Annotated in this window: 21 protein-coding genes, 1 other RNA gene and 1 pseudogene; 9 read left to right on the top strand and 14 right to left on the bottom strand. The window is 72.3% G+C overall.

Features of this window, described 5'->3' with window-relative positions:
• Positions 1–56: 56 nt before the first annotated feature.
• A complete protein-coding gene (locus ABTX78_RS20295; RefSeq protein WP_352208159.1) occupies positions 57–1046 on the top strand; it encodes a Gfo/Idh/MocA family protein in 990 nt (329 codons plus the stop codon).
• A gap of 7 nt (positions 1047–1053) precedes the next feature.
• Here ABTX78_RS20295 and ABTX78_RS20290 read toward each other — a convergent pair whose 3' ends face one another.
• Positions 1054–2676 carry an alkaline phosphatase D family protein gene (locus tag ABTX78_RS20290; RefSeq protein WP_352208158.1) on the bottom strand — a complete coding sequence of 541 codons (1623 nt, stop codon included), beginning with the start codon at positions 2674–2676 and terminating at the stop codon, positions 1054–1056.
• A 133-nt stretch (positions 2677–2809) separates the two neighbouring features.
• On the opposite strand from ABTX78_RS20290, the gene ABTX78_RS20285 reads away from it, so the two are divergent.
• Positions 2810–3562, top strand: coding sequence for an SDR family oxidoreductase (locus ABTX78_RS20285; protein WP_352208157.1), 753 nt, complete (start codon positions 2810–2812; stop codon positions 3560–3562).
• A gap of 179 nt (positions 3563–3741) precedes the next feature.
• On the opposite strand, the gene ABTX78_RS20280 is transcribed toward ABTX78_RS20285, so the two are convergent.
• From ABTX78_RS20280 to ABTX78_RS20270, 3 genes are all read right to left on the bottom strand, one after another.
• The gene (locus tag ABTX78_RS20280; RefSeq protein ID WP_352208156.1) at positions 3742–5025 is read right to left on the bottom strand and encodes a cytochrome P450; all 1284 of its coding nucleotides are present in this window, start codon (positions 5023–5025) and stop codon (positions 3742–3744) included.
• Positions 5025–6038: an aldo/keto reductase gene (locus tag ABTX78_RS20275; RefSeq protein ID WP_502993908.1), complete on the bottom strand. Its 1014-nt coding sequence runs from the start codon at positions 6036–6038 to the stop codon at positions 5025–5027. The genes ABTX78_RS20280 and ABTX78_RS20275 overlap by 1 nt, the downstream gene beginning before the upstream one ends.
• 200 nt (positions 6039–6238) lie before the next feature.
• Positions 6239–6562: a nuclear transport factor 2 family protein gene (locus ABTX78_RS20270; protein ID WP_352208155.1), complete on the bottom strand. Its 324-nt coding sequence runs from the start codon at positions 6560–6562 to the stop codon at positions 6239–6241.
• Positions 6563–6728: 166 nt separating this feature from the next.
• On the opposite strand from ABTX78_RS20270, the gene ABTX78_RS20265 reads away from it, so the two are divergent.
• Positions 6729–7067 (top strand): MazG-like family protein, encoded by a 339-nt coding sequence (locus ABTX78_RS20265; protein ID WP_352208154.1) that lies wholly within the window; start codon positions 6729–6731, stop codon positions 7065–7067.
• A 38-nt stretch (positions 7068–7105) separates the two neighbouring features.
• On the opposite strand, the gene ABTX78_RS20260 is transcribed toward ABTX78_RS20265, so the two are convergent.
• Complete coding sequence (locus ABTX78_RS20260; protein ID WP_352208153.1) at positions 7106–7981, bottom strand: 3'-5' exonuclease family protein; 876 nt, start codon at positions 7979–7981, stop codon at positions 7106–7108.
• Between the two features lie 41 nt (positions 7982–8022).
• Positions 8023–8432: RNase P RNA component class A (gene rnpB, locus ABTX78_RS20255), an RNA gene on the bottom strand.
• A gap of 161 nt (positions 8433–8593) precedes the next feature.
• Between rnpB and ABTX78_RS20250 the strand changes: the two genes are divergently transcribed.
• Both ABTX78_RS20250 and ABTX78_RS20245 read left to right on the top strand, forming a co-directional pair.
• Positions 8594–9376 (top strand): MerR family transcriptional regulator, encoded by a 783-nt coding sequence (locus ABTX78_RS20250; protein ID WP_352208152.1) that lies wholly within the window; start codon positions 8594–8596, stop codon positions 9374–9376.
• On the top strand, positions 9373–10008 hold the full coding sequence (locus ABTX78_RS20245) for a hypothetical protein (RefSeq protein WP_352208151.1): 636 nt from the start codon (positions 9373–9375) through the stop codon (positions 10006–10008). Before ABTX78_RS20250 ends, ABTX78_RS20245 begins: the two co-directional genes overlap by 4 nt.
• Here the strand turns inward: ABTX78_RS20245 and ABTX78_RS20240 are convergent.
• A complete protein-coding gene (locus ABTX78_RS20240; protein ID WP_352208150.1) occupies positions 9953–11395 on the bottom strand; it encodes an RNB domain-containing ribonuclease in 1443 nt (480 codons plus the stop codon). The genes ABTX78_RS20245 and ABTX78_RS20240 overlap by 56 nt on opposite strands.
• A gap of 102 nt (positions 11396–11497) precedes the next feature.
• Between ABTX78_RS20240 and yaaA the strand changes: the two genes are divergently transcribed.
• Both yaaA and eda read left to right on the top strand, forming a co-directional pair.
• Positions 11498–12298 (top strand): peroxide stress protein YaaA, encoded by an 801-nt coding sequence (yaaA, locus tag ABTX78_RS20235; RefSeq protein WP_352208149.1) that lies wholly within the window; start codon positions 11498–11500, stop codon positions 12296–12298.
• Positions 12299–12403: 105 nt separating this feature from the next.
• Positions 12404–13021, top strand: a complete 618-nt coding sequence (eda, locus tag ABTX78_RS20230; RefSeq protein WP_352208148.1) for a bifunctional 4-hydroxy-2-oxoglutarate aldolase/2-dehydro-3-deoxy-phosphogluconate aldolase — start codon at positions 12404–12406, stop codon at positions 13019–13021.
• 209 nt (positions 13022–13230) lie between these two features.
• Here the strand turns inward: eda and ABTX78_RS20225 are convergent, their stop codons facing one another.
• From ABTX78_RS20225 to ABTX78_RS20205, 5 genes and pseudogenes are all read right to left on the bottom strand, one after another.
• The gene (locus ABTX78_RS20225) at positions 13231–14082 is read right to left on the bottom strand and encodes a GNAT family N-acetyltransferase (protein ID WP_352208147.1); all 852 of its coding nucleotides are present in this window, start codon (positions 14080–14082) and stop codon (positions 13231–13233) included.
• Positions 14079–15329: a bifunctional RNase H/acid phosphatase gene (locus tag ABTX78_RS20220; RefSeq protein WP_352208146.1), complete on the bottom strand. Its 1251-nt coding sequence runs from the start codon at positions 15327–15329 to the stop codon at positions 14079–14081. Before ABTX78_RS20220 ends, ABTX78_RS20225 begins: the two co-directional genes overlap by 4 nt.
• Entirely contained in the window at positions 15329–16072 is a 744-nt protein-coding gene (locus ABTX78_RS20215; protein ID WP_352208229.1) for a zinc ribbon domain-containing protein, read from the bottom strand. Before ABTX78_RS20215 ends, ABTX78_RS20220 begins: the two co-directional genes overlap by 1 nt.
• Positions 16069–16908 carry a Nif3-like dinuclear metal center hexameric protein gene (locus tag ABTX78_RS20210; RefSeq protein ID WP_352208145.1) on the bottom strand — a complete coding sequence of 280 codons (840 nt, stop codon included), beginning with the start codon at positions 16906–16908 and terminating at the stop codon, positions 16069–16071. The genes ABTX78_RS20215 and ABTX78_RS20210 overlap by 4 nt, the downstream gene beginning before the upstream one ends.
• A gap of 304 nt (positions 16909–17212) precedes the next feature.
• A pseudogene (locus ABTX78_RS20205) lies at positions 17213–18246 on the bottom strand (ABC transporter substrate-binding protein).
• A gap of 219 nt (positions 18247–18465) precedes the next feature.
• Here ABTX78_RS20205 and ABTX78_RS20200 point away from each other — a divergent pair.
• The gene (locus tag ABTX78_RS20200) at positions 18466–19611 is read left to right on the top strand and encodes a hypothetical protein (RefSeq protein WP_352208143.1); all 1146 of its coding nucleotides are present in this window, start codon (positions 18466–18468) and stop codon (positions 19609–19611) included.
• Positions 19612–19686: 75 nt separating this feature from the next.
• Positions 19687–19845: a hypothetical protein gene (locus ABTX78_RS20195; protein ID WP_352208142.1), complete on the top strand. Its 159-nt coding sequence runs from the start codon at positions 19687–19689 to the stop codon at positions 19843–19845.
• A gap of 225 nt (positions 19846–20070) precedes the next feature.
• Here the strand turns inward: ABTX78_RS20195 and ABTX78_RS20190 are convergent, their stop codons facing one another.
• Together ABTX78_RS20190 and ABTX78_RS20185 are read right to left on the bottom strand one after the other, a co-directional pair.
• Positions 20071–21033: a 3-oxoacyl-ACP reductase gene (locus ABTX78_RS20190; protein WP_352208141.1), complete on the bottom strand. Its 963-nt coding sequence runs from the start codon at positions 21031–21033 to the stop codon at positions 20071–20073.
• 33 nt (positions 21034–21066) lie between these two features.
• Entirely contained in the window at positions 21067–22143 is a 1077-nt protein-coding gene (locus ABTX78_RS20185) for a Zn-dependent alcohol dehydrogenase (RefSeq protein WP_352208140.1), read from the bottom strand.
• Between the last annotated feature and the right edge of the window lie 23 nt (positions 22144–22166).

Here is a 22166-nt window from a genome sequence, read left to right as displayed (position 1 = left end):
CTCCCTATGCTCTCAGCTCGTCCGGAGTGGTCGAGTCCTTTTCAAGCGGGGATGGAATGAGCGGAATCACGCGATGGGGCGTACTGGCGACGGGCGGCATGGCCGCCGCGTTCACGGCTGATCTGCAACAGATGCCGGATGCCGAGGTGGTGGCGGTGGCGTCCCGCAGCGAGGCGTCCGCGCGGGCCTTCGCCGACCGTTTCGGCATCCCCCGGGCGTACGGCGACTGGGCCTCTCTCGCCGCCGACGAGGACGTCGATGTGGTGTACGTCGCCACCCCGCACTCCGCGCACCGGGCGGCCGCGGGGCTCTGTCTGGCGGCCGGAAAGGCGGTGTTGTGCGAGAAGGCGTTCACGCTCGACGCGGCCGAGGCCGGGGAGCTCGTCGACCTCGCCACCGAGCGCGGGCTGTTCCTGATGGAGGGCATGTGGATGTACTGCCATCCCCTGATGCGCCGGCTCGTCGAGCTGGTGGCCGACGGCACGATCGGTGACATCCGCTCCGTGTCCGCCGACTTCGGGCTCGCTGGTCCGTTCGACGCCGGCCACCGGCTGCGTGATCCGGCGCTCGGCGGCGGCGCGCTGCTCGATCTCGGCGTCTATCCGGTGTCGTTCGCACAGCTGCTGCTCGGCGAGCCGGACCGCGTCGAGGCGCATGCGCTCCTCGCACCCGAGGGCGTGGACCTGAACACGGGCATGCTGCTGGGCTGGGAGTCGGGCGCGTCCGCGCTGCTGTCGTGCTCGATCGTGGCGGACACCCCGATGAGGGCGTCGGTGACCGGCACGAAGGGCCGCGTCGAGTTTCCGCGCGGCTTCTTCCATCCCGAGCGGTTCGTCCTGCACCGGGACGGCGAACAGCCGCGGGAGTTCTCGGTTCCGGTCGACCCGCATCCGTTCCGGCACGAGGCGGCCGAGGTGATGCGCTGTCTGCGGGCCGGCGAGAAGCAGTCGCCGCTGGTGCCGTTGGAGGGCACGCTCGCCGTGATGCGGACGCTCGATGCGGTACGGGACCGCATCGGCGTCCGCTATCCCGGCGATGCGGGGTGAGAGAGCGTCACACGGGGGTGAGGCCCGGATTGCCGGCCTCGGTGACGAACGACGCCGCCGTGGTGAGCGGCGCGCCCGGGGTGGTGACGGCGGCGACCGTCTTGAAGTCCGCCCGGGCCTGACGCTCGCCGTAGGTGACCGTCACATAGCCGCGACGGCCGTTGTAGAACTTCATGTGCGGGTTCGCCTGGGTGAAGCTGTCCCAGTTGGCGGGCTTGTCGGCGCCGTCCTTGCCGCTGCTGATGGACGTGGCGACGATCTCGGTGCCGAGGGTGCGGGACGCGGGGTCGGCCCAGTCCTTCTTGAGATCGAAGCCGTAGCCGACGTGCACGTCGCCGGTGAGGACCATCAGGTTCTCGATGCCGGCGGTCTCCGCGCCGGCGAGAACCCGCTGACGGGACGCGGGGTAGCCGTCCCAGGCGTCCATGCTGAGCTTGTAGGCGGCGGTGGGGACATCCCGGCGCCGGGCGAACGTGACCTGCTGGGGCACGACGTTCCAGCGGGATCCGGACCGCTTCCAGCCGTCGATGAGCCACCGCTCCTGCGTCGCACCGGTGAGGGTGCGCGAGGGGTCCTCGGACTCCGGCCCCGGCACCTTCCAGCCGTCGCCGTACGCCTGGTCGGAGCGGTACTGGCGGGTGTCGAGGATGTCGAACTGGGCGAGCCGGCCGAAGTGCAGCCGGCGGTAGAGCTGCATGTCGGGCCCCTTGGGCTGCTGGGGCCTGCGCAGCGGCTGGTTCTCCCAGTACGCCCGGTAGGCGGCGGCGCGGCGGAGCAGGAACTCCTCCGGCGGGACGTCGTTCTCGGGTGTCTCGTCGGCGTAGTTGTTCTCGGTCTCGTGGTCGTCCCACGTCAGGACGAAGGGGTGCGCGGCATGGGCGGCCTTCAGGTCGGGGTCCGACTTGTAGAGGCCGTAGCGCATCCGGTAGTCCTCGAGCGTGACCGTCTCCCGGTTGAAGTGGGCGGGCAGCCGGCGGTCGGTGTAGTTGCGGGCCCCGCCGACGGCGTTCACGGCGTACTCGTAGAGGTAGTCGCCGAGGTGGAACACGGCGTCCAGCTCCTCCTCGGCGAGGTGCCGGTACGCGGTGAAGTAGCCGTCGTGGTACGCCTGGCAGGACACCGCGGCGATCTTCAGCTCGGCGATGCGCGCGGAGCGGGCGGGTGCCGTGCGGGTGCGGCCGACCGGGCTGATCCAGGTCCCGGTGCGGAAGCGGTAGTAGTAGGGACGGTCGTTGTCGAGCCCGCCGGCCTCGACGTGCACGCTGTGGTGGAACTCGGGGTGGGCGGTGACCGAACCCCGCCGCGCGATGCGCGCGAAACGGGAGTCGTGGGCGATCTCCCAGCGCACGGTGAAGGTGCCGCGGGGCAGACCGCCGTCGGGCTCGTAGGGGCGGGGGGCGAGACGGGTCCACAGCAGGACGGAGCCGGGCTGCGGGTCCCCGGAAGCGACGCCCAGCGTGAAGGGATCCTCGGTGATTTTCCTGGAGTCCAGTGCGGCTGCGTGGGCGGTACCGGGCAGGTCGACGGCGAACGCGAGCGCCGCGGCGGCACCGGTCACGGTGAGAAACCTGCGGCGGCCGATGTGCTGGGCGGCGGCCCGGAGCTCGGGTGCGTGCGATGCGGGTCTCATGTGCCCCTCCCATGACGGCTGTTGTCCTTCCGCATTGGAGTAGGGGCTGACGACTCTGCGTTGTCGAGTACACAACATCCGTATGTCGGTCGGATGAGTTCCCCGTACAGGTACGCGGCTACGCTGCGCGTCCATGAACGCTGTGACGAGGACTGCGGTGGTAACGGGAGCGGGTTCCGGCATCGGCCGGAGCGTCGCGCTGACGCTGGCCGAGGCGGGATGGTCGGTCGCGGTGGCGGGCAGAAGGGCTGAGGCTCTGGAGGAAACGGCGTCGCTGGCGGGTGGGAATGTCCTGTGTGTTCCCACTGATGTGACGTCACCGCCCGATGTCACCACGCTCTTTGCCACGGTTTGTCAGCATTTCGGGCGTGTCGACCTGCTCTTCAACAACGCGGGGGTGTCGGGCCCCCGGGGCGTCCGTTTCGAGGACCTCTCGTACGAGGACTGGCGCACGGTGGTGGACGTCAATCTCACCGGCGCGTTCCTGTGCGCACAGGCCGCGTTCCGGGTGATGAAGGACCAGTCCCCGCGGGGCGGGCGGATCATCAACAACGGCTCGATCTCGGCGCACGTCCCGCGCCCGAACTCCGCCCCCTACACCGCGACGAAGCACGCGATGACCGGTCTGACGAAATCTTTGTCGCTCGACGGCCGCGCCCACTCCATCGCCTGCGGCCAGATCGACATCGGCAACGCGGCCACCGAGATGACGCAGCGCATGCAGTCGGGGATCCTCCAGGCGAACGGCGAGGTGGTCGTGGAACCGGTGATGGACGCGGCGGACGTGGCGCGGACGGTGCTCCACATGGCGGAGCTGCCGCTCGCCGCGAACGTGCAGTTCGCGACGGTGATGGCGACGGCGATGCCGTACATCGGGCGGGGCTGAGGGGGCGGGGCGGTTGGGTGCTCGGGGGTACGGGTGCGGGTGCTCCGGGCGCGGGTGGTTCGGGCGCGGCCGGGCACTTCGGGCCCGGGTGCCGCACTCGCCGAGGCGGGGCGTTCAGGCGCGGGCGCTCCGGCGCAACGCCGCCGCGTCGGGGCCGAAGCCGCGGTCGCTCCCAGGGCTCACCCCCCGAACCGCACCGGCAGGTACTTGATCCCGTTGATGAAGTCCGACCGCATCCGCCGCGGCTCCCCCGTCAGCTCCACCTCCGTGTGCCGGCGCAGCAGCTCCCGCGTCAGGGCCTTGATCTGGCTCCTTGCCAGGCCCGCTCCGAGGCAGAAGTGCGGTCCGCCGCCGCCGAAGGTCAGATGCTCGTTCGGGGTCCGGCGGATGTCGAAGGTGTCCGGCTCCTCGAAGACGGCCTCGTCCCGGTTGGCGGAGGTGTAGTACAACACCGCCTTCTGCCCCGCCTTGACCGGCACGCCGCGCACCTCGGTGTCGCGGGTCGCCGTACGCCGGAAGTTGTGGATCGAGCCGTTCCAGCGCAGGAACTCCTCCGTCGCCGTCGCCCACAGCCCGTCGTCGTCGATCGCCGACGCCAACTTGGCGCGTGCCGCAGGCTGTTCGACGAGGGTGAGCATCGTGCCCGCCAGCAGGTTGCGGGTGGTCTCGTTGCCCGCCACGACGAGCGTAACGAAGAACATGTCGATCTCGTGGGTGCTCAGCCGCTCCCCCTCGACCTCCGCGTGGACCAGCGCGCTCATGATGTCGTCGCGCGGTGACCCGCGGCGGACGGCCGCCAGGTCGTCGCAGTAGGCGTAGATCTCCGCGGCCGCGTTCTGACCGTCCTCGGGGGACGTACGGAAGTCCGGGTCCTGATGGCCGACCATCCGGTTGCTCCAGTCGAAGATGCGATCCTCGTCCGCGGCCGGGACGCCGATCATCTCGCAGATGATCTGCAACGGGAGGCGGGCCGCCATCTCCTCGACGAACTCCGCCTCGTGCCCCTTCGCCGACACCGTCGACGCCAGCGCCTCCGCCCGCCGCTGGATGTCGTCGGTGAGCTTGCGGACCATGCGCGGCGAGAACGCCGAGCTCACCAGGCGCCGGTAGCGGGTGTGCTTGGGCGGGTCCATCCCGACGAGGGTGAGGCCCAGGCTCTCCAGCGCCTCGGGGGTCTGGTCCCGGATGAAGAACGAGCCGAGCTCCACCGACCACAGCTCGGGGTCACGGCTCGCGGCGACGATGTCCTCGTGCCGGGTGAGCGCGAAGAAGCCCTGGTTGCCCGGGACTTCGTGCCAGTGCACCGGGTCCTCGCGGCGCAACCGGGCGAACTGCCGGTGCGGTACCTCGCGCGCCCACGTGTCTTCGAGCAGGTCGATCATGACCGGGCTCCCCGGGATGTCGTCGCAGTGGCGGTACATCCCGAGGAACCCACAGATCTGACGGCCCGTCAATCCTGCCATCAATCCTGTGTGCGGGAGAGGAGCCTGTCGATCTCGTCCATCTGCTCCGGCCTCAGCGGGCCGTGCTCCAGCGCCCCGGCGTTCTCCTCCGCCTGGGCGACGGTCCGGAACCCGGGGATCGGCACGGTCCGTGCGCTGCGCGCCCACAGCCAGCCGAGCGCCCCCTGGGCGAGGGTGCGGCCGCCGGAGGTGAGGATGTCGCGTACGGCGTCGACCCGCGCCAGCCACTCGGGATCGGGAACCCCGCCCGCGCCGAACCAGCGCAGCCAGGACGGCGGTGTCGCCCGGATGTCACCCGCGGCGCCGCGGCTGCCGGAGCCGTGCTTCCCGGTGAGCAGTCCCATGGCGAGCGGGCTGCGGTTGATGCTTGCCAGACCGCGTTCCTCGCAAAGAGCGAGCATCGCCGGCGCGTCCTCCAGCACGTTGCAGGCGTGCTGCACGGCCGCGCAGTGCGGGCCCTCGGCGAAGAGGGCGGCACGCTCCGGGTCGTCGGTGCTCCAGGCGTACGCCCGGATCAGCCCCTCGGCGACCAAGTCCTCGCAGACGTCCCGCAGTTCGGCAGCCACGTCGAGCGGCGCGTCGGAGAGGTGCAGCTGATAGAGGTCGACCCGGTCAGTGCCGAGCCGGGTGAGGGAGCCGGTGAGCGCGCGGCGTACGTACCCGGGATCGGTGTCACTCCCGGTCAGGGTGCGCGTCGCCTCGTCGAAACGGTTGCCCCACTTGGTCGCGAGCACCACCTCGTCCCGGCGGCCCGCGAGAGCCCGGCCGAGCACCCGTTCGCTGTGCCCCGCGCCGTAGGTGTCGGCCGTGTCGAAGAAGGTGACGCCCAGGTCCAGGGCGCGGCGTACGGCGGCGACGGACTCCTCGTCGTCGACCGCTCCCCACCCGAGCGGGTTGCCCCCGCCGTCCTGCCATTCACCGCCGATGGCCCAGCACCCGAACCCCAGCGCGCTGACCTCGATCCCGCCGGCGCGTCCCAGTGTCCTGGTGCCGGTCGTGCGCATTGCGTCCATGGCGCAGGAGACTACGAGTTGGAGTGCACACCAGGACAAGGCCCGCGACCGCCGGGGCGGGCGGGCACCCGGGGCAAGCCGTGCCTCGTCGACCTGCGGACGAGCGGCTGACCGGCCCGAGGTGCCCGGTACCCGACCGGCCCGACATGGTCGGTACCCGACCGGCCCGACATGGTCGGTACCGCCGGCCGGTACCGCGCTCAGGCCTGGCCGGTCTCGAAGCGCGCGACCCTGCCGCCCTCCACGCTGAACCTCCACGACGTCCGCATCTCGCCCCAGGTGTCATTGCGATAGCGGGCGACGAGGGAGAGCCCGTCCGCCGACTGCGACTCGACCTCCATGTGACCGCGCGAGTCGAAGACCTCACGCCCCGTCCACTCGTCGATGTCACGGTCGTTGCCGTCGTCGGACATCGTCGCCCCGGGTGCGAGAGTGGCCCGGAAGGTCTGCCGGTCACCGGAGTTGAGGGCGCCGACGAAGGCGCGGACGGCGGGTTCGGTGAGCTTGTCCACGGGGATGGTCACGGAGGTCTCCTTCGGGTGCGGGGCAGGGCCCTCGGCCCGTATCGGTACCGATGTGCGCCGGGGCGCGGTCCTCTCCATGCCTACACCCCCACGTCCGCCCCCACCTGTCGGCCTGCTCCACCCGCGCGCCCCCTGCGGGGCCCCGCGGCGTGGGAGGCTTGCGCGCATGGACCACACCCTGGACGCCACGCTCGACCCCATCTGGGACACGGTCGACCGCCTCAACACCTGGCTGGACGAGAACCGGACCCTTCCCGCGCAACAGGAGGTGCTGCTGCGCATACTGAAGCTCTCGGAGGAGGTGGGCGAGGTCGCCCAGGCGGTGGTCGGCGCAACCGGCCAGAATCCCCGCAAGGGCCACACCCACACATGGCGGGACGTCGAGTCCGAGCTGTGCGACGTGGTCCTCACGGCCATGGTCGCCCTGCGCACGCTGACCCCGGACGCACCCGAGGTGTTCGCCGCGCATCTGCGCAAGGTCGCGGACCGTTCCCTCGCTGCCTGACCGAGGTCGCACACCAGGACTGTCGGGCCCGGGATGCCTCAGCCGGCCGGCGGGGGCTCCCACGGCAGCGCCTCGACCGTGGCCAGCGGCCAGCGATGGTCCTGCTTCCTCTCCGGGTGGTACGCCTCCGCGTCGCTCGCCTGGCGCTCCCGCCACAACGTCTGCTCGTGGTGCAGCGCCGTACGCGACAGCCGCCCCAGCGAGGGATGACAGGCGCCGAGCACCTCGGCCAGCACCAGCGCGGCCTGCGCGTCGCTGCCCGGGTCGCCCGGGTTCTCGTGCGGGACGCCGTACCAGGCGGTGAGCTTGCGCAGGGAGCGGCCGCCGCTGCGGTACCGGTCGACGTGGCGGTCGACGACCAGCGGGTCGCAGAGCGGGAACAGCCCCGCCGGACAGCGCTCGGCGAGCGGTCGCAGCCCGTGGCGCAGCAGTTCGGACTCCACGAAGGTCAGGACGTACGGCGCGTGCCAGACCACCAGCAGTTCCCTGGTGGCCAGATGCGCGGCGACCGCTTCGGCGGCCTCGTCCAGGGCCTGCGCCGGCGGGAAGCCGTCCGCACGGGCCCGGTCCAGGGTGATGCCGTGCGTGGTCCGCGGATCGAGGGCGAGCCCCGGCCCGGGGTCGACCAGCCAGTCCCGGCCGGGACCGTCCGAGAGGCGCAGGGCGACGGCGAGGATGCGGTCGACGCCTGTGCGCGGTCCGGTCGCCGCGATGTCGAGGGACATCAGACGGCGGCGGTGCCAGCCGGGGTGCGTGCCGCGGGGCGGCGGACCCGGCTCGCGGGCGTGCTCGGGGTGGTAGACCTCCCAGCCGCCGTGGCTCCCGGGCAGGACGACACCGGCTTCCGCCCGAACGGTCCCGCCGCACACGGCGCACGGGCCCTCGTAGTGGTTCGTCCGCGCCGTCGTGTTCACGGGGCCGCCTTCGCTTGTCGCAGCTCCCCCCGCGGAGGCGGCAGACGAGTCGGGCTGTACGCCGGGTTCTGTCGCCCGGTCGCCTCGCGGCGGCCGGGGAGACGGCCATCCATCTAGGGCCGGCGTTGCCGCCGGCCTCGTGCGGTCTACCCGCGGACTCGGGCGGGCAGCCCTCGATCGTCCGCGCAGGAGCACCTCGTATCGCTACAGGCGCTCCCTCTTGACCTTGCTCCAGGTGGGGTTTACCTAGCTGCCCAGGTCACCCTGGGCACTGGTGGTCTCTTACACCACCGTTTCACCCTTACCGAGGACCGAGGTCCCCGGCGGTCTGTTTTCTGTGGCACTGTCCCGCGGGTCACCCCGGGTGGCCGTTAGCCACCACCTTGCCCTGTGGAGCCCGGACGTTCCTCGGGAGGATCGAAGATCCTCACGCGGCCGTCCGCCCGGCTCGTCTGCCGTGGCGACCATGGTACCCGGCACCGGCGGACGGGAACGCCGTGGAGCCGCCGGCCCGGCCCGCGGCCGCGGCCGGGACCCGGCCCCGAGAGCGGCGGAGAGGGCGTCGCGGGTGAGGCTTGACCCTGCCGCAACGTCATGGTTTCTACTGGCCGCATGAGGATCGGAGAGATCGCCGCACTCGCGGGCGTCACCCCCCGTACCGTCCGCCACTACCACCATCTCGGCCTGCTGCCCGAGCCCGAACGCCGGCCCAACGGCTACCGCGACTACGGGCTCCAGCACGCCGTGCTGCTCGCCCGTGTCCGCCGGCTCACCGAGCTCGGTCTCGGGCTGGCCGAGGTCCGCGACGTGCTCGCCGACGACGCCGGCCGCGAACTCGCCGAAGTGCTGGCGGAGCTCGACGCCGATCTGGCGCATCAGGAGAGCGCCATCGCCGAGCGGCGCGCGCGTCTCGCCTTGCTGATCCGGCAGGCGAAGGACGGCACACTGCCCACGGAGGGGCCGGTCTCACCCGAACTGGCCCGGCTGCTCGGCTCGCTCGCCGCCACCGACTCCCCCGCCGCCGCCAAGGACCGGGCCCACCTGGCCCTGCTGGACACCATGGTCGAGCCGAAGGACCGGGACCGGCTGTTCGCCGCCATGCAACCGCTCGCCGACGACGCCGAATTCTCCGCCCGGGTGCAGGAGCTGTACGAACGCCTCGACGGACTCGCCGACGCGGACGGCGACGACCCCCGCGTCCGGCCGCTCGGCGAGGAACTCGCCGCCTGTATGCCCGACGAGCTGATCGCGCTGATGAGCGAGAGCGGCGAGGGCTTCGACGAGAGCAAGGGCTCTTTCGGCGAGGCGTTCCTCGCCGACTTCTCGCCCGCGCAGGCCGCCGTCGTACGGCGGATGCTCGCCACCCTGTCCGCCCGTGCCGAGGAGCTTCGATGAGATCCGCTACCGTGGTCCGCCGTCTGGCCGTGCACGAGGTGCGCGCCCTGCACAGCCTGGCGCTGTGGGTGCTGCGCCGGCGGGAGGGGGTGCGGACGGCCCGGTACGCCGCCAAGTACACCGAGCCGCAGACCGCGATGCTGTACGGATTCGTCTTCGTGGCGATCGTCGAGACGGTGGCCCTCGCGGTGCTGATCCCCTGGCCGCTGGTGCACGCCATCACTCTGTTCATCGATGTGTACGGCGTGATCCAGCTGATCGGCTTCCATGCGGCCTGTGTCACCCGGCCGCATGTGGTGGAGGCGGACGGATCACTGCGCATCCGCTACGGGGCCCTGTTCGACCTGCGGATTCCAGCGGACCGGATCGTCCTGGCCGGTGTCGAGCGCCGCTATCCGGACGGCAGCCGGGGAATGGCCCGCGACGACGGCACACTGGAACTGGCCGTCGGCGGGCAGACGACCGTGACCGTACGGCTGGACGCACCCGTCACCTTCGTCCGGCCGCTCGGCAGGGTGGGCACCGCGCACACCGTCCGGTTCAACGCCGACGACCCCAGGGCGCTGGTGGCCGCGCTCAGGCCGGCGCCGGAGCGAACCGCACCTTCGCCGAGCCCGGTTCGGCCTGGGTGAGCCGCACCCGCAGCCGCTCGCCGAGCGGCAGCGGACCACCGCCCTCGACCCTGGCCACCACCGCCGGGTCCTCCACCTGGAGGGTGCCGACGGCCGGTTCGTGCTCCTTCACATCCACCACGACGCCCTCGAAGACCTCGCCGATCCGGTCCTTCAGCAGGGCAGCCTCGATGATGTCGACGCACTCGCGTTCCACGGTGTTGGCCCGCCGACCGCCGTCCGCCATCTCCCGGGGCAGGTCGTCCAAGGCGGCGAGCACCCACTCCGGCACTCCCTGCCCTGCGCTGATGGCCAGACACAGCTCGCCGGCATAGCGGTCCACGAGTCTGCGCAGCGGTGCGGTGCAGTGCGTGTAGACGGCGGCGACGGCCGCGTGGACGGCGGGCGAGGGCAGTTCGCCGCCGGTGAAGACGGTGTAGCCGGCGCCGCGCAGCAGGGTGGTGCACTCGTGCAGAAAAGCCGCGTGCGAGGCGTTGCCCGGGTCGAGGGACCGTACGACGTCCGCGTACGAGACATGGTGGGGCCAGTCGATGTGCAGGGCCCTCGCGGATCGGCGCAGCCGTGCCACCGCTCCGTCGGGTGCGGTGGGCAGGGTGCGCAGGATGCCGGTGCCGGACGCGGTCATGAGGTCGGCGGCGGCCATGCCGGTGAGCAGGGAGATCTGGGCGTTCCAGCCGTCGGCAGGCCGCGGGGCGCGGTAGTGGAGGAAGTAGGCGCCGTTCCGCTCGGTGATCTCCTGTTCGGGGACGCCGAGGGAGATCCCGCCGCGTTCGCGTTCCAGCTCCTCGCGCAGCAGACCGATGTCCTTCAGCAGGGCGAGCGGTTCCTCGGCGGTGCCGTCGTCGATCTGCCGCTGCGCCCCTTCGTAGTCCAGCTTCGCCCGGCTGCGGACGAGCGCCCTGCGCACGTCGGTGGCGACGGCGCGGCCCTCGGCGTCGAGGTCGATCCGCCACAGCAGGGCGGGCACGCTCCGCCCGGGCAGCAGGCTGGCCGCGCCCTCGGAGAGCACGGCGGGGTGCAGCGGCACCTTGCCGTCGGGGAAGTACAGGGTCTGGACGCGGCGGTGGGCCTCCGTGTCCAGCGCGCCGCCGGGTTTCACGAAGGCGGCGACGTCGGCGATGGCGTAGTGCACCCGGAAGCCGTCGCGCCGGCGGGCGAGATGCATCGCCTGGTCCAGGTCGGCCGAGTCCGGGGGGTCGAGCGTGAACAGGGGGAGGTCGGTCGCGTCGGTGTCCGGCAGCGCGGGCGCCGCGGCGGCCGACTCCGCCTCCGCGAGCACCTCGGGCGGGAACTCGCCCGGGACGCCGAGGGTGATGCGCAGCTCGCGCAGTGCGGCCCGCAGCGGAGCCTCGGCTGCGCCGGTGGTGTGCAGAGGGCGGCGGGGCATGGACCGAGCGTATGGCGGTGGGCGACGGACGGCACCCCGGATGACCGTAGGCTGGCGCGGGGGCCGCACCCCCCGCCCCCGTACGTACGAAGGAGACCTGCTGTGCTCGTGCTGTTGCCGCCGTCGGAAGGCAAGGCCGCTTCCGGTCGCGGGGCTCCGCTGAAGCCCGAGTCGCTGTCGCTGCCCGGTCTGGCCGGCGCCCGCGCCGCGGTGCTGGACGAGCTCGTCGAGCTGTGCGCGGCCGACGAGGACAAGGCGCGGGAGGTCCTCGGGCTGAGCGAGGGCCTGCGCGGTGAGATCGCGAAGAACGTGGAGCTGAGGACCGCGGGGGCCCGGCCGGCGGGCGAGCTGTACACCGGTGTGCTGTACGACGCCCTGGGGCTCGGGACGCTGGAGCCGGACGCCCGGCGCCGGGCACGCGCGTCGCTGCTGGTCTTCTCGGGGCTGTGGGGCGCGGTGCGGATCGGCGACCGGGTTCCCCCGTACCGCTGCTCGATGGGCGTGCGGCTGCCGGGTCTCGGCGCGCTCGGGACGCACTGGCGCGCGCCCATGGACTCCGTGCTGCCGGAGGTGGCGGGCAGCGGACTCGTGCTCGATCTGCGCTCGTCCGCCTACGCGGCGGCGTGGAGGCCGAAGGGGGAGGTGGCCGGGCGTACGGCGACGGTGCGGGTGCTGCACTCGCAGCTGGTCGACGGGGTCGAGAAGCGGTCGGTGGTCAGCCACTTCAACAAGGCCACGAAGGGCCGGCTGGTGCGGGACCTGCTGGTGACCGGTGCCAGGCCGAAGGGCCCGGGCGAGCTGGTGGAGGCGCTGCGGGACCTGGGGTACGTGGTGGAGGCCGAGCCTCCCGCGCGGGCGGGCCGGCCGTGGTCGCTGGACGTGGTGGTCACGCAGATCCACTGAGTCGGCGTCGGGTCCATCGTGCGGCGTCGGGTCGCCCATCCCGTCGCATTGCATCCTGCGCAATGCTCGTTGCGCAGGATGTGGGCATCGGGGCAGGATGACGCCATGACCTCCGTGCTGGACCTCGCGCCCGTCGTTCCCGTCGTCGTCATCGAGGACGCCGCCGATGCCGTACCGCTCGCGCGGGCACTCGTGGCGGGCGGACTGCCCGCGATCGAGGTGACGCTGCGGACGCCCGCCGCGCTGGACGCCATCCGCGCGATCGCCGCCGAGGTGCCGGAGGCGGTCGTCGGTGCGGGGACGGTGATCTCCGCGGACGGCGTGGACGCGGCGGTGGCGGCCGGGGCCCGGTTCCTGGTGAGCCCGGGCTGGACGCAGACCCTGCTGGACGCGATGCAGCGGTCCGGTGTGCCGTTCCTGCCGGGCGTCTCCACCACCTCGGAGGTGGTGGCGCTGCTGGAGCGCGGGGTCGACGAGATGAAGTTCTTCCCGGCCGAGGCCGCGGGCGGGACGGCGTATCTGCGGTCCCTCGCCGGGCCGCTCCCGCAGGCCCGCTTCTGCCCGACCGGCGGCATCTCGCTCGCCTCGGCGCCCTCCTATCTGGCGCTGCCGAACGTCGGCTGCGTGGGCGGCACATGGATGCTTCCGGCGGACGCGATCGCCGCGAAGGACTGGGGCCGTGTCGAGGCGCTGGCCGCCGGGGCCGCCGCGCTGCGCGACTGAGGGCCCGGAGTGTCCGCAACGGATCGTCGTCCGCCCGGAGGGCGGGGTTCGCGGCGTCCGATGTGCGATCGCAAGGCGCCGGTGCACCCTCGTAGCCAGCTGATCGGGCGTATCGGCGAAGCGGCATGGGGCCCCCGTGCCCGAAGGGCTACGGGAGGGCGTGCAGGGCGCGGAACCGGACGAGACTTCGCGGACACGACCCAGCGGAACTAGCGGAACGCCAGGTCGACGTGGTCCCGGACGGGCCGGTAGCCGATGCGCTGATACAGGGCGCTGCTCGTCGGGTTGTCCACATCGGCGAAGAGCAGGACCAGTTCGGCCCCGTCCGCGATGGCCGCCCGGCTGACCGCCGCGGTCACGGCTCCGGCGTAACCCCGGCCGCGGAACCCGGCCGGCGTGTAGACGGGCGAGACGCGCGACTGGCCCACCAGTACCGGGGACCGGGACGCCATGGAGACGGGCCGCCCCTCGACCTCCCACAGCCACAGACAGCCGTCGGCGATCCGGCGGGCGGCGTGGGCCGCCTGGTCGGCGTCCGCGTCACCGCCGATGTCGGCGGCGAAACCGCGCATCCAGGCGGCGACCAGCGGCACATCGCCGGCCGAGGCCCGCCGGGCACGGCCGGGGGGCTCGGGCGGGGTCAGCTCCCCCAGCCGGAACAGCCGCAGCCGGGAGGCGACCGACCAGGAGCCGGGTCCGGCCCACTCGTCGGCGAACGCCTGCGCACCGCCGTCCGCGCCCTTCACCCCGCTGACCGGCACAGCGTCGCCGGCCGCTCGCAGCACCCGGGCCAGCGACCGGGCGTGCGACGGGTCGAGGGTCCCGAACACCGGTGCGTGCGGAGGGGTCTGGAGGAAGGCGGCCTCGACCGGGGCCGAGGGGTCCTTTCGCCACCAGCCGAAGCGGGGCGGCGGGCCGCCGGCCCCGTACACCGACGGGCCGTGCAGCCGGACCGTCTCGCTGACGGTGATCAGCGCGGTGGTGCCGACGGGGTCGGCCGCCAGGTACGGGCCCGCGACGCGCTGGAACTCCTCGGCGTCGCCGGTGAGCTGCCAGGTCACGCGCGCAGGTGGGACGTGTCGTTGAGCAGCCGCAGGGACGCGTTGCCGTCCGCGTAGTAGGCGACCGCCGACAGGGAGGCCGCCGAGAGCTCCATCCGGAACAAGGACTCCGGCGGTGCGCCCAGCGCCAGCCGGACCAGCGTCTTGATCGGGGTGACATGGGTGACCACCAGGACCGTTCGGCCCCCCGACTGCGTCAGGATCGTGTCGCGGGTCGCGGCGACGCGGCGTGTGACGGTCGCGAAACTCTCGCCGCCGCCGGTCGGGGCCGCCTTCGCCGAGGCGAGCCAGGCCGAGAGGTCGTCGCCGTAGCGCTCCTGCACCTCACCGAAGGTGAGGCCCTCCCAGGCGCCGAAGTCCGTCTCGCGCAGACCGTCCTCGATACGGACGTCGAGGCCGAGCCGGGCCGCGACCGCTTCCGCGGTCTGCCGGCAGCGCTTCAGCGGGGAGCTGACGATCTCCTGGATCGTGCCGCGGGCGGCGAGGGACGCGGCGGCCGCTTCGGCCTGGCGCAGACCGGCGGGCGAGAGTTCGTGGTCGCCGCTGCCGGAGAAGCGCTTCTCCGGCGTGAGGGCGGTCTCACCGTGCCGCAGCAGGACGAAGGTGGTGGGAGTGCCGAGGTCGGCGCCCCAGCCCTGCGACGCGGGCTTCTCGGCCGTCGGACCGGACTCACCGGCACTCTCGGTGCCCGGGAGGAGCCCGGCATCACCCCGGCCGCCCCCGGACAGCGCGGCACGCGCCTTCGCCGCCCCCGCCGCCGCGTCACCGACGACCCGGGCCGCCCTGTCGTCCCGCGTGGCGAGCTCGGCGGTGGAGCGGGACGGCTCCCACTGCCTGCCCTGCTTGCCCGCGTCCATCGCCTCGTTGGCGAGCCGGTCCGCGTGCTTGTTCTTCTCGCGCGGGATCCACTCGTACGTCACCTGGGCCGCGGGGAAGACCCTGGCCGCCTCGGCGGCCAGCGGCTTCATGTCGGGGTGCTTGATCTTCCAGCGCCCGGACATCTGCTCGACGACGAGCTTGGAGTCCATCCGCACGTGGACGGCCGCGTCGGGCGCGAGAGCGTACGCGGCCTTCAGCCCGGCGACGAGGCCCTTGTACTCGGCGACGTTGTTCGTCGCGACGCCGATGTACTCGGCGGCCTCGGCGAGCGTCTCACCGCTGGCGGCGTCGATGACGACAGCGCCGTAACCCGCCGGGCCGGGGTTGCCCCGGGAGCCACCGTCCGCCTCGACGACGAACCGCGGCATCAGAGACCCGACTCGGAGGTGCGGACCAGGATGCGGCGGCAGTTCTCGCAGCGCAGCACCGTGTCGGGGGACGCGGCGCGCACCTCGTTGACCTCGGTGATGTTCAGTTCGAGCTGGCAGCCCTCGCAACGACGCTGGAAGAGGCGGGCGGCGCCCACCCCGCCCTGCTGGACGCGGAGCTTCTCGTACAGCTTCAGCAGGTCGGCGGGCACGGTGGCCGACAGGACCTCGCGCTCCTTGGTCAGCGTCGCGGTCTCGGCGTCGAGTTCCTGCTCGGCCGCGTCCCGGCGGGCGGTCGCGTCGTCGGCCTTGGCCTGCACGGAGGAGACCCGCTCGGTCAGTTCGGCGACACGTTCCTGCGCGGACTCCCGGCGCTCCATGACCTCGAGGACGACGTCCTCCAGGTCGCCCTGGCGCTTGGCGAGGGAGACGATCTCGCGCTGGAGGTTCTCCAGGTCCTTGGGCGAGGTGACCGCGCCCGAGTCCAGGCGCTGCTGGTCACGGACGGCACGCTGGCGGACCTGGTCGACGTCCTGCTCCGCCTTGGTCTGCTCGCGGGCGGTGTCGCTCTCCTCGGTCTGCGCGGCGACCAGCAGGTCGCGCAGCTGCGTGAGGTCCTTGGTGAGCGACTCGATCTCGGCGTGCTCGGGCAGCGACCTGCGCCGGTGCGCGAGCCGCGACAGACGGGCGTCGAGGGCCTGGACGTCGAGAAGTCGGATCTGGTCGGCGGGCGCGGCGTTCAGTTGGGGGCTCCAGGAGAAGAGTGTTGGGAGGTCCAGGGATCGGTGACCGTGCGCGACACGTGGACCCGCAGGTCCCATCCGTGCCGGTCGGAGATCTCGTCGAGCTGGGCGGCGGCCTGTTCGCACCAGGGCCACTCGGTGGCCCAGTGCGCGGCGTCCACCAGTCCGAGAGGGGACTGCTGGGTGGCCTCGGACACCGGGTGGTGTCGGAGGTCGGAGGTGAGAAAGGCGTCCACGCCCGCGGCGCGGACGGCGTCGAAGAGGCTGTCGCCGGAGCCGCCGCTCACCGCGACCGTACGCACGGTCGCGTCCGGGTCGCCCGCGACGCGGATGCCCTGGGCGGTGCCGGGCAGCCTCTTGGCCGCCCGTTCGGCGAACGCGCCGAGCGTCTCGGGGTGGTCGAGCTCGCAGACGCGGCCGAGGCCCCGGCGGCCCGAGGTGTCCGTCGGGTCCGGCACCAGGGGCCCGACGACGCGGAGGTCGAGCGCGCCGGCGAGGGCGTCGGAGACACCGGGGTCGGCGGTGTCCGCGTTGGTGTGCGCGACGTGCAGTGCGATGTCGTTCTTGATCAGCGTGTGCACGACCCGGCCCTTGAAATGGCCGACCGCCACCGTCGTGGTCCCGCGCATATAGAGCGGGTGATGGGTGACGATCAGCTGGGCGCCGAGCCCGATCGCCTCGTCGGCGACTTCCTGGACGGGGTCGACGGCGAACAGCACGCGTCGGACCTCCGCACCGGGGTCGCCGCAGACCGTACCGACCGCGTCCCACTCCTCCGCACGCTCGGGAGGCCAGAGGACGTCGAGCGCGGTGATGACTTCAGACAGACGGGGCACGCAAACAGGTTACCCGCGCTCGGCGCCCCGCCGAGCTGGGCATCCGGCCACGAGCCTCCCGGGCTCCGTCCCGGAGCGGACCCGGGGTCTGTCGTTCGGATCGGGCAGGGCCGGCGAGCGGGGTCCCCCCACGCCCACTGGGCGTAGGGGGAGGGTCCGGTGCGGGTGATCGCAGGGCGGAGGAAGGACCCGACGCGGTGGCGGCTCCGCCCGTGCCGGGGCTACGGGGTGCGGGGTCTCCCGTGCCCGAATGGCTACGGGGGTGTGTGCCGCCGCGCGCCCGCCGAGATCCCAACGACGGGCCCTATGGGACGAGGAAGCCGCGCAGATCGTCCGGCACGCGGTCGGCGGCGGTCACACCGAGACCGAGATACGACGTCTCATCCGGTACGTCCTTGGCCCGGCCGGCCTTGACCGCCCCGAGGCTCTTCCACAGCGGGTTCGACCGGGCGGTGTCCCGCTTGGTCGTCTTCTGGTCGCCGTAGACGCCGATGAAGATCCAGTCGGCGTCGGCCTCGTCGATCTTCTCGGGGCTGATCTCGACGGCGAGGTCCTCGATCCGCTGGTTCTCGGGCCGCTGGAGGCCGGTGTCCTTCAGGATCGTGCCGATGAAGGAGGCCTGGGCGTACAGCCGGAACTTGCCGGGCATGTGGCGAACCATCGAGACGGTGGGCTTCGTCGCGCCGACGTCGGTGCCGAGCTGGTCGGCCTTCTTCTCGTACGCGGCGAGCTTCTCCTTCGCGGCGGCCGTCCTGTCCAGCGCCGAGGCGTTGAGGAGGTAGTTCTCCTTCCAGGTGAAGCCCGGGCGGATGGAGAAGACGGTCGGGGCGATCTGCGAGAGCTCCTTGTACTTGTCCGCGGCGCGCAGCTGGCTGCCGAGGATCAGATCGGGCTTGAGGCCCGCGATCGCCTCCAGGTTGAGGCTGTTGATCGTGCCCACGTTCGCGGGGCTGCCGGCCACCTTCTTCAGGTAGGCCGGGATGCCCTCGTCGCCCTCGGTGGGGGCGTAGCCGACCGGCTCGACGCCCAGCGAGGCAACGTTGTCGAGCTCGCCGACGTCGAGGACCACGACCCGCTTGGGAGCGGCCTTGAGTTCGGTCTTTCCGAGGGCGTGGGTGATGGTGCGCGGGAACTGGCCCGGCTTCGCGTCCGTCCCCGTCGCGGCCGTCTTCGTCGCGGCGTCGCCGAAGCCCTTGCCGCCCTGGGCGACGTCCTTCTTGCCCTCGGCGTCGCCTTGCCGGACGGGCTCCCCGCGGTGTCACCGCTTCCGCAGGCGGCGAGGGTGAGCGCGGCGGCGCAGGCGACGGCTGCCGCTGTGCCGCGGCGGCGGAGGGACATGTCGTGCTCCAGATCCGGTACTGAGGGTTACCCGACTTCAAGCGCGGCCGTTTCCGCGGATGCCATGGCTCCCGCACCACCGGGGTGCCCGCCGAGCACACTCACCTCGCCCACCTCAGCAGAACCGTTGCATCAACACCCTTATGTGTGAAGACGCAGGTCTCGTGTTGTTCGGCAGGACGTACGAAACCTAGCTTCGTGACCGGAGGTGAAGTGCCGATGACAGCCTGTGCCATCGAGACCGCTCCGGAGGACGGTGCGGTGGGGAGTACGGGAATCACGATCGCGGTGGACGGTTCCTACGCCGCCCGGCTGGCCGGCGTGGGAGAGGCCCTGTACCCCGAGCGCTGGACGCTCGACGGACCCGAGCCCTACGCCGTGCCGCTGCCCCTGGACCAGCCCGAGGAACGCGACACGGACGTGCACCCGCTGAGCGACGGGCGGGTGCTCATCCGGCGGCGGGTGGAGGACCGGCACGCCTTCTCGCTGCTGTACCCGACCGGCCCCGGGACGGGTGAACTCCCGCTCGGCGGCGTCGAGACGGACGAGCTGACGATGCTTCCGCCGTCGCCGGACGGCAGCTGCGCCTACGCCCTCGCGCCCGGTGAGCACTCGACCGCGATCTGGCTGGTGGCGGGCGGCGCCTTCGGCCCGGAGCATGTCGCCGAGGTGACGGGCCGCTGCACCGGCGGCGTCTGGCTGGACCGCACGGGACGGATGCTCGCCCTGGACCGGCAGCAGTCCGGATCGCCGGTGAAGGCGGTCGCGGTGGACCTGGGGCGTGGCGGTGAGGTGACACCACTCCTCCAGATCACCGAGGACAGCAACGACCGGCTGATGCTGGCGGACCCCGACAGCGGCCTGCTGCTGATCCGGTCCGACGCGGCGGGACACGACCGGCTGGGATGGGGTGTCCTCGGCAGCCTGCGCCCGGTGCGCTTCCCCGACTGCCTGCGGCTCGCCGACTGCGCGGTGACGCCGTTCGCCGTGCAGCCGGGGCAGGTGCTGATGCCGGAGAGCTGTGCGGTGGGGCTGCGCGTCGACGGCGCGGCGGGGAGCTGGCTCGGCATCTGGCGTCCCGCGGGCCGGCGGCTGCATCAACTGGCCGCGCCGGAAGGGTGGCTGGCGGGCTCGGGAATGTGGAGCCGGGAGGGCGTGCTGCAACTGCCGTACACAACCGGGACGGTGACCTGCGCGCTGGCGAGGATCGACGCCTCGGAGGTTTTCGCGCACGAGGTGGTCACCGAACCGGCACACGCTGAACACGCAGGTGGGGAACCATCCGGCGGCTCCGGGACTCCCGTTGCGTGCAAGCCGGTTCCTTTGCAGCAGGCGCCTCTCACCGGCCGCCTGGGCCCTGGATAAACTCTGCGGCCGGTGTGGGTGACACCGCACCGGCCGGACACGTATGTCAGCGATCTCAACGGGGGAATGTCCCACATGTCTGAAGCCCGAACCGACACCACCGACCCGCGTTCGCAGGAGGCGAAGGCCGGGGGTGCCGGTAAGCATCGAGGGGGTGCGGCGCGCACGGAGGACTACGCGTCTCCCGCGCACGGCAAGCACCGCCGCCCCGAGCAGGACGGCCGCACGCACTGAACCTTCGGGGGCCTGCGCCCCTCGTGCCCCGTACGCCGGCGGGGCCGCGTTCCCCGTCGGCGTACGAGCACGGCATGCATGAATGAGCACGGCACGTGTGAGCAGGGCAGGTGTGGCCGCAGCGTGTACGAGCACGGCACCCGGCGGGATGCGCCTGCCCGGCCGGATGCGCCTGCCCGGCCGGATGGGCCTGCCCGCCGGATGCGCTTGCCCGGCCGGAACGCCTCAGGACAGATTCTGGCCGGTCCGGCCGCGTTTGAGGCCCAGCACCTCCGTCGCCGCGAACGTCTCGTGCGCGCCGCGTTCCGCGTAGAACGGCGTCAGCAGCGCGTCCAGCTCGTCGAAGCTGAAGCTCTCCTTCGTGGTGTCGAACTTCGCCGAGACCTTGGGGCGTTCCACGACCGCCACCATCCCGCCGTGCACGACGAGCAGCTGACCGCTGACCCCGGCCGCCGCCGGTGACGCGAGATAGCCGACCAGCGGTGCCACATGCTCCGGCGCCAGCGGGTCGAGCCCGCCGTCCTGCGGCTCCTCGAAGCCCGCGAAGACGTCCTGGGTCATCCGCGTCCTGGCGCGCGGGCAGATCGCGTTCGCCGTGACCCCGTACTTGGCGAGGGCCAGCGCGGACGACGTGGTCAGGCCGACGATGCCCCCCTTTGCCGCCGCATAGTTCGGCTGGCCGGCGGAGCCCGCGAGGAACGCCTCCGAAGAGGTGTTGACGATCCGCCCGTAGACGGGGGCACCCGCGGACTTGGAGCGTGTGCGCCAGTGGACCGAGGCGAAGTGGGTCATGTTGAAGTGGCCCTTGAGATGGACGCGGATCACCGAGTCCCATTCGCCCTCGGACATCGAGAAGATCATCCGGTCCCGCAGGATGCCCGCGTTGTTGACCAGGATGTCCAGCTTCCCGTACGTGGCGACCGCCAGGTCGACCAGGTCGCGGGCCCGGTCGAAGTCGGCGATGTCGCCGTGGTGCGCGACGGCCGACCCTCCCGCCGCGCGGATCTCCTCGGCGACCTCCTCCGCCGGGGTCGCCGAGCCCTCCCCGGAGCCGTCCCGGCCCGGGCGTCCGTAGTCATTGACGACGAGGCCCGCGCCGAGGCGGGCCAGTTCGAGCGCCTCCGCGCGGCCGAGCCCGCGGGCCGCACCGGTGACGATCGCGGACAGGCCGTCGAGTGGCAGAGACATCGGGTTCCTTTCCCGTAGGGGGTACCGGCGGTGTCAGATCTCGATGCAGGTGCGCAGCGCCTCACCGGTACGCATCTGGGCCAGTGCGTCGTTGATCTCCGCGAGCGGCACCCGGTGCGTGATCAGCCCTTCGAGGTCGATACGGCCCGCCCGCCACAGCGCGATCGCCCGCTCGTAGGAGGTGAGCACGTCCCCGCCGCCGTACATCGACGGCAGGATGCGCTTCTCGTCGAAGAACAGCTCGAACATGTTGAGCTGGAGGAAGTCGTCCATGGCGCCCGCGCCGACGATGCACAGGGTGCCGCCGCGCCGGGTCGTCTCGTAGGCCGTGCGTGCGGTGGCCGACTTGCCGACGACCTCGAAGACGTAGTCGAAGCCCTCACCCGCGGTGATCCGCTGTTTGGCGTCGCCGAGTTCGTCGGGCGAGACCGCTTCCGTGGCGCCGAACCGCAAGGCCGCCTCACGCCGGGTGGCGACCGGGTCGACCGCGACGATCTGTGCCGCTCCCTTGAGCCGCGCGCCCTGGATGGCGGAGATGCCGACGCCGCCGCAGCCGATGACGGCGACCGACGAACCGGCCTCCACATCGGCGGTGTTGATCGCCGCGCCGAGTCCGGTGGTCACTCCGCAGCCGATGAGGGCGGCGATGTCGAACGGCACGTCATCGGGTATCGGCACCGCGCAGGCAGCGTCGACGACGACCTCCTCGGTGAAGGTGCCGGTCCCGGCGAAGCCGAAGACATCGCCGCCGGGACGCTTGAAGTTGGGGGTGCCCGCGTTCAGGAAGCCCGCGAGGCACAGTTCGGTCTGTCCGCGCTTGCAGGAGGGACAGACTCCGCAGGCGGGCAGCCAGCACAGCAGCACGCGGTCGCCCTGCTTCAGCGCGCCCACTCCGTCGCCGGCGTCGACGATCTCGCCGGCGCCCTCGTGGCCGGGGACGAACGGCGCGGGCTGCGGCAGGACCCCGTTCATCGCGGAGATGTCGGAGTGGCAGAGCCCGGTCGCCCGGATCCGGATCCTGACCTTGCCGGGGCCGAAGCCCACCGCCTCGACGTCGTCGAGTACTTCGAGCTTGTCCTGCCCTGTCTCGTGCAGTACGGCTGCGCGCACGGTGCGGCTCCCTCGGTTCGTGT

Source organism: Streptomyces sp. NPDC096193 (genome assembly GCF_040302905.1).
Taxonomy (GTDB): Bacteria; Actinomycetota; Actinomycetes; order Streptomycetales; family Streptomycetaceae; genus Streptomyces.
The sequence above is the reverse complement of the archived record's forward strand: the minus strand, read 5'-3'. Positions and strand labels throughout refer to the sequence as shown.

Coding starts and splice junctions, on each gene's coding strand:
- ABTX78_RS20265 (WP_352208154.1), top strand. CDS start 6,729: ATGGACCACACCCTGGACGCCACGCTCGACCCCATCTGGGACACGGTC.
- ABTX78_RS20200 (WP_352208143.1), top strand. CDS start 18,466: ATGACAGCCTGTGCCATCGAGACCGCTCCGGAGGACGGTGCGGTGGGG.
- ABTX78_RS20240 (WP_352208150.1), bottom strand. CDS start 11,395: ATGCCCCGCCGCCCTCTGCACACCACCGGCGCAGCCGAGGCTCCGCTG.
- ABTX78_RS20220 (WP_352208146.1), bottom strand. CDS start 15,329: ATGCCGCGGTTCGTCGTCGAGGCGGACGGTGGCTCCCGGGGCAACCCC.
- ABTX78_RS20280 (WP_352208156.1), bottom strand. CDS start 5,025: ATGGCAGGATTGACGGGCCGTCAGATCTGTGGGTTCCTCGGGATGTAC.
- ABTX78_RS20195 (WP_352208142.1), top strand. CDS start 19,687: ATGTCTGAAGCCCGAACCGACACCACCGACCCGCGTTCGCAGGAGGCG.
- ABTX78_RS20190 (WP_352208141.1), bottom strand. CDS start 21,033: ATGTCTCTGCCACTCGACGGCCTGTCCGCGATCGTCACCGGTGCGGCC.
- ABTX78_RS20295 (WP_352208159.1), top strand. CDS start 57: ATGAGCGGAATCACGCGATGGGGCGTACTGGCGACGGGCGGCATGGCC.
- eda (WP_352208148.1), top strand. CDS start 12,404: ATGACCTCCGTGCTGGACCTCGCGCCCGTCGTTCCCGTCGTCGTCATC.
- ABTX78_RS20250 (WP_352208152.1), top strand. CDS start 8,594: ATGAGGATCGGAGAGATCGCCGCACTCGCGGGCGTCACCCCCCGTACC.
- ABTX78_RS20290 (WP_352208158.1), bottom strand. CDS start 2,676: ATGAGACCCGCATCGCACGCACCCGAGCTCCGGGCCGCCGCCCAGCAC.
- ABTX78_RS20275 (WP_502993908.1), bottom strand. CDS start 6,038: ATGGACGCAATGCGCACGACCGGCACCAGGACACTGGGACGCGCCGGC.
- ABTX78_RS20245 (WP_352208151.1), top strand. CDS start 9,373: ATGAGATCCGCTACCGTGGTCCGCCGTCTGGCCGTGCACGAGGTGCGC.
- ABTX78_RS20285 (WP_352208157.1), top strand. CDS start 2,810: ATGAACGCTGTGACGAGGACTGCGGTGGTAACGGGAGCGGGTTCCGGC.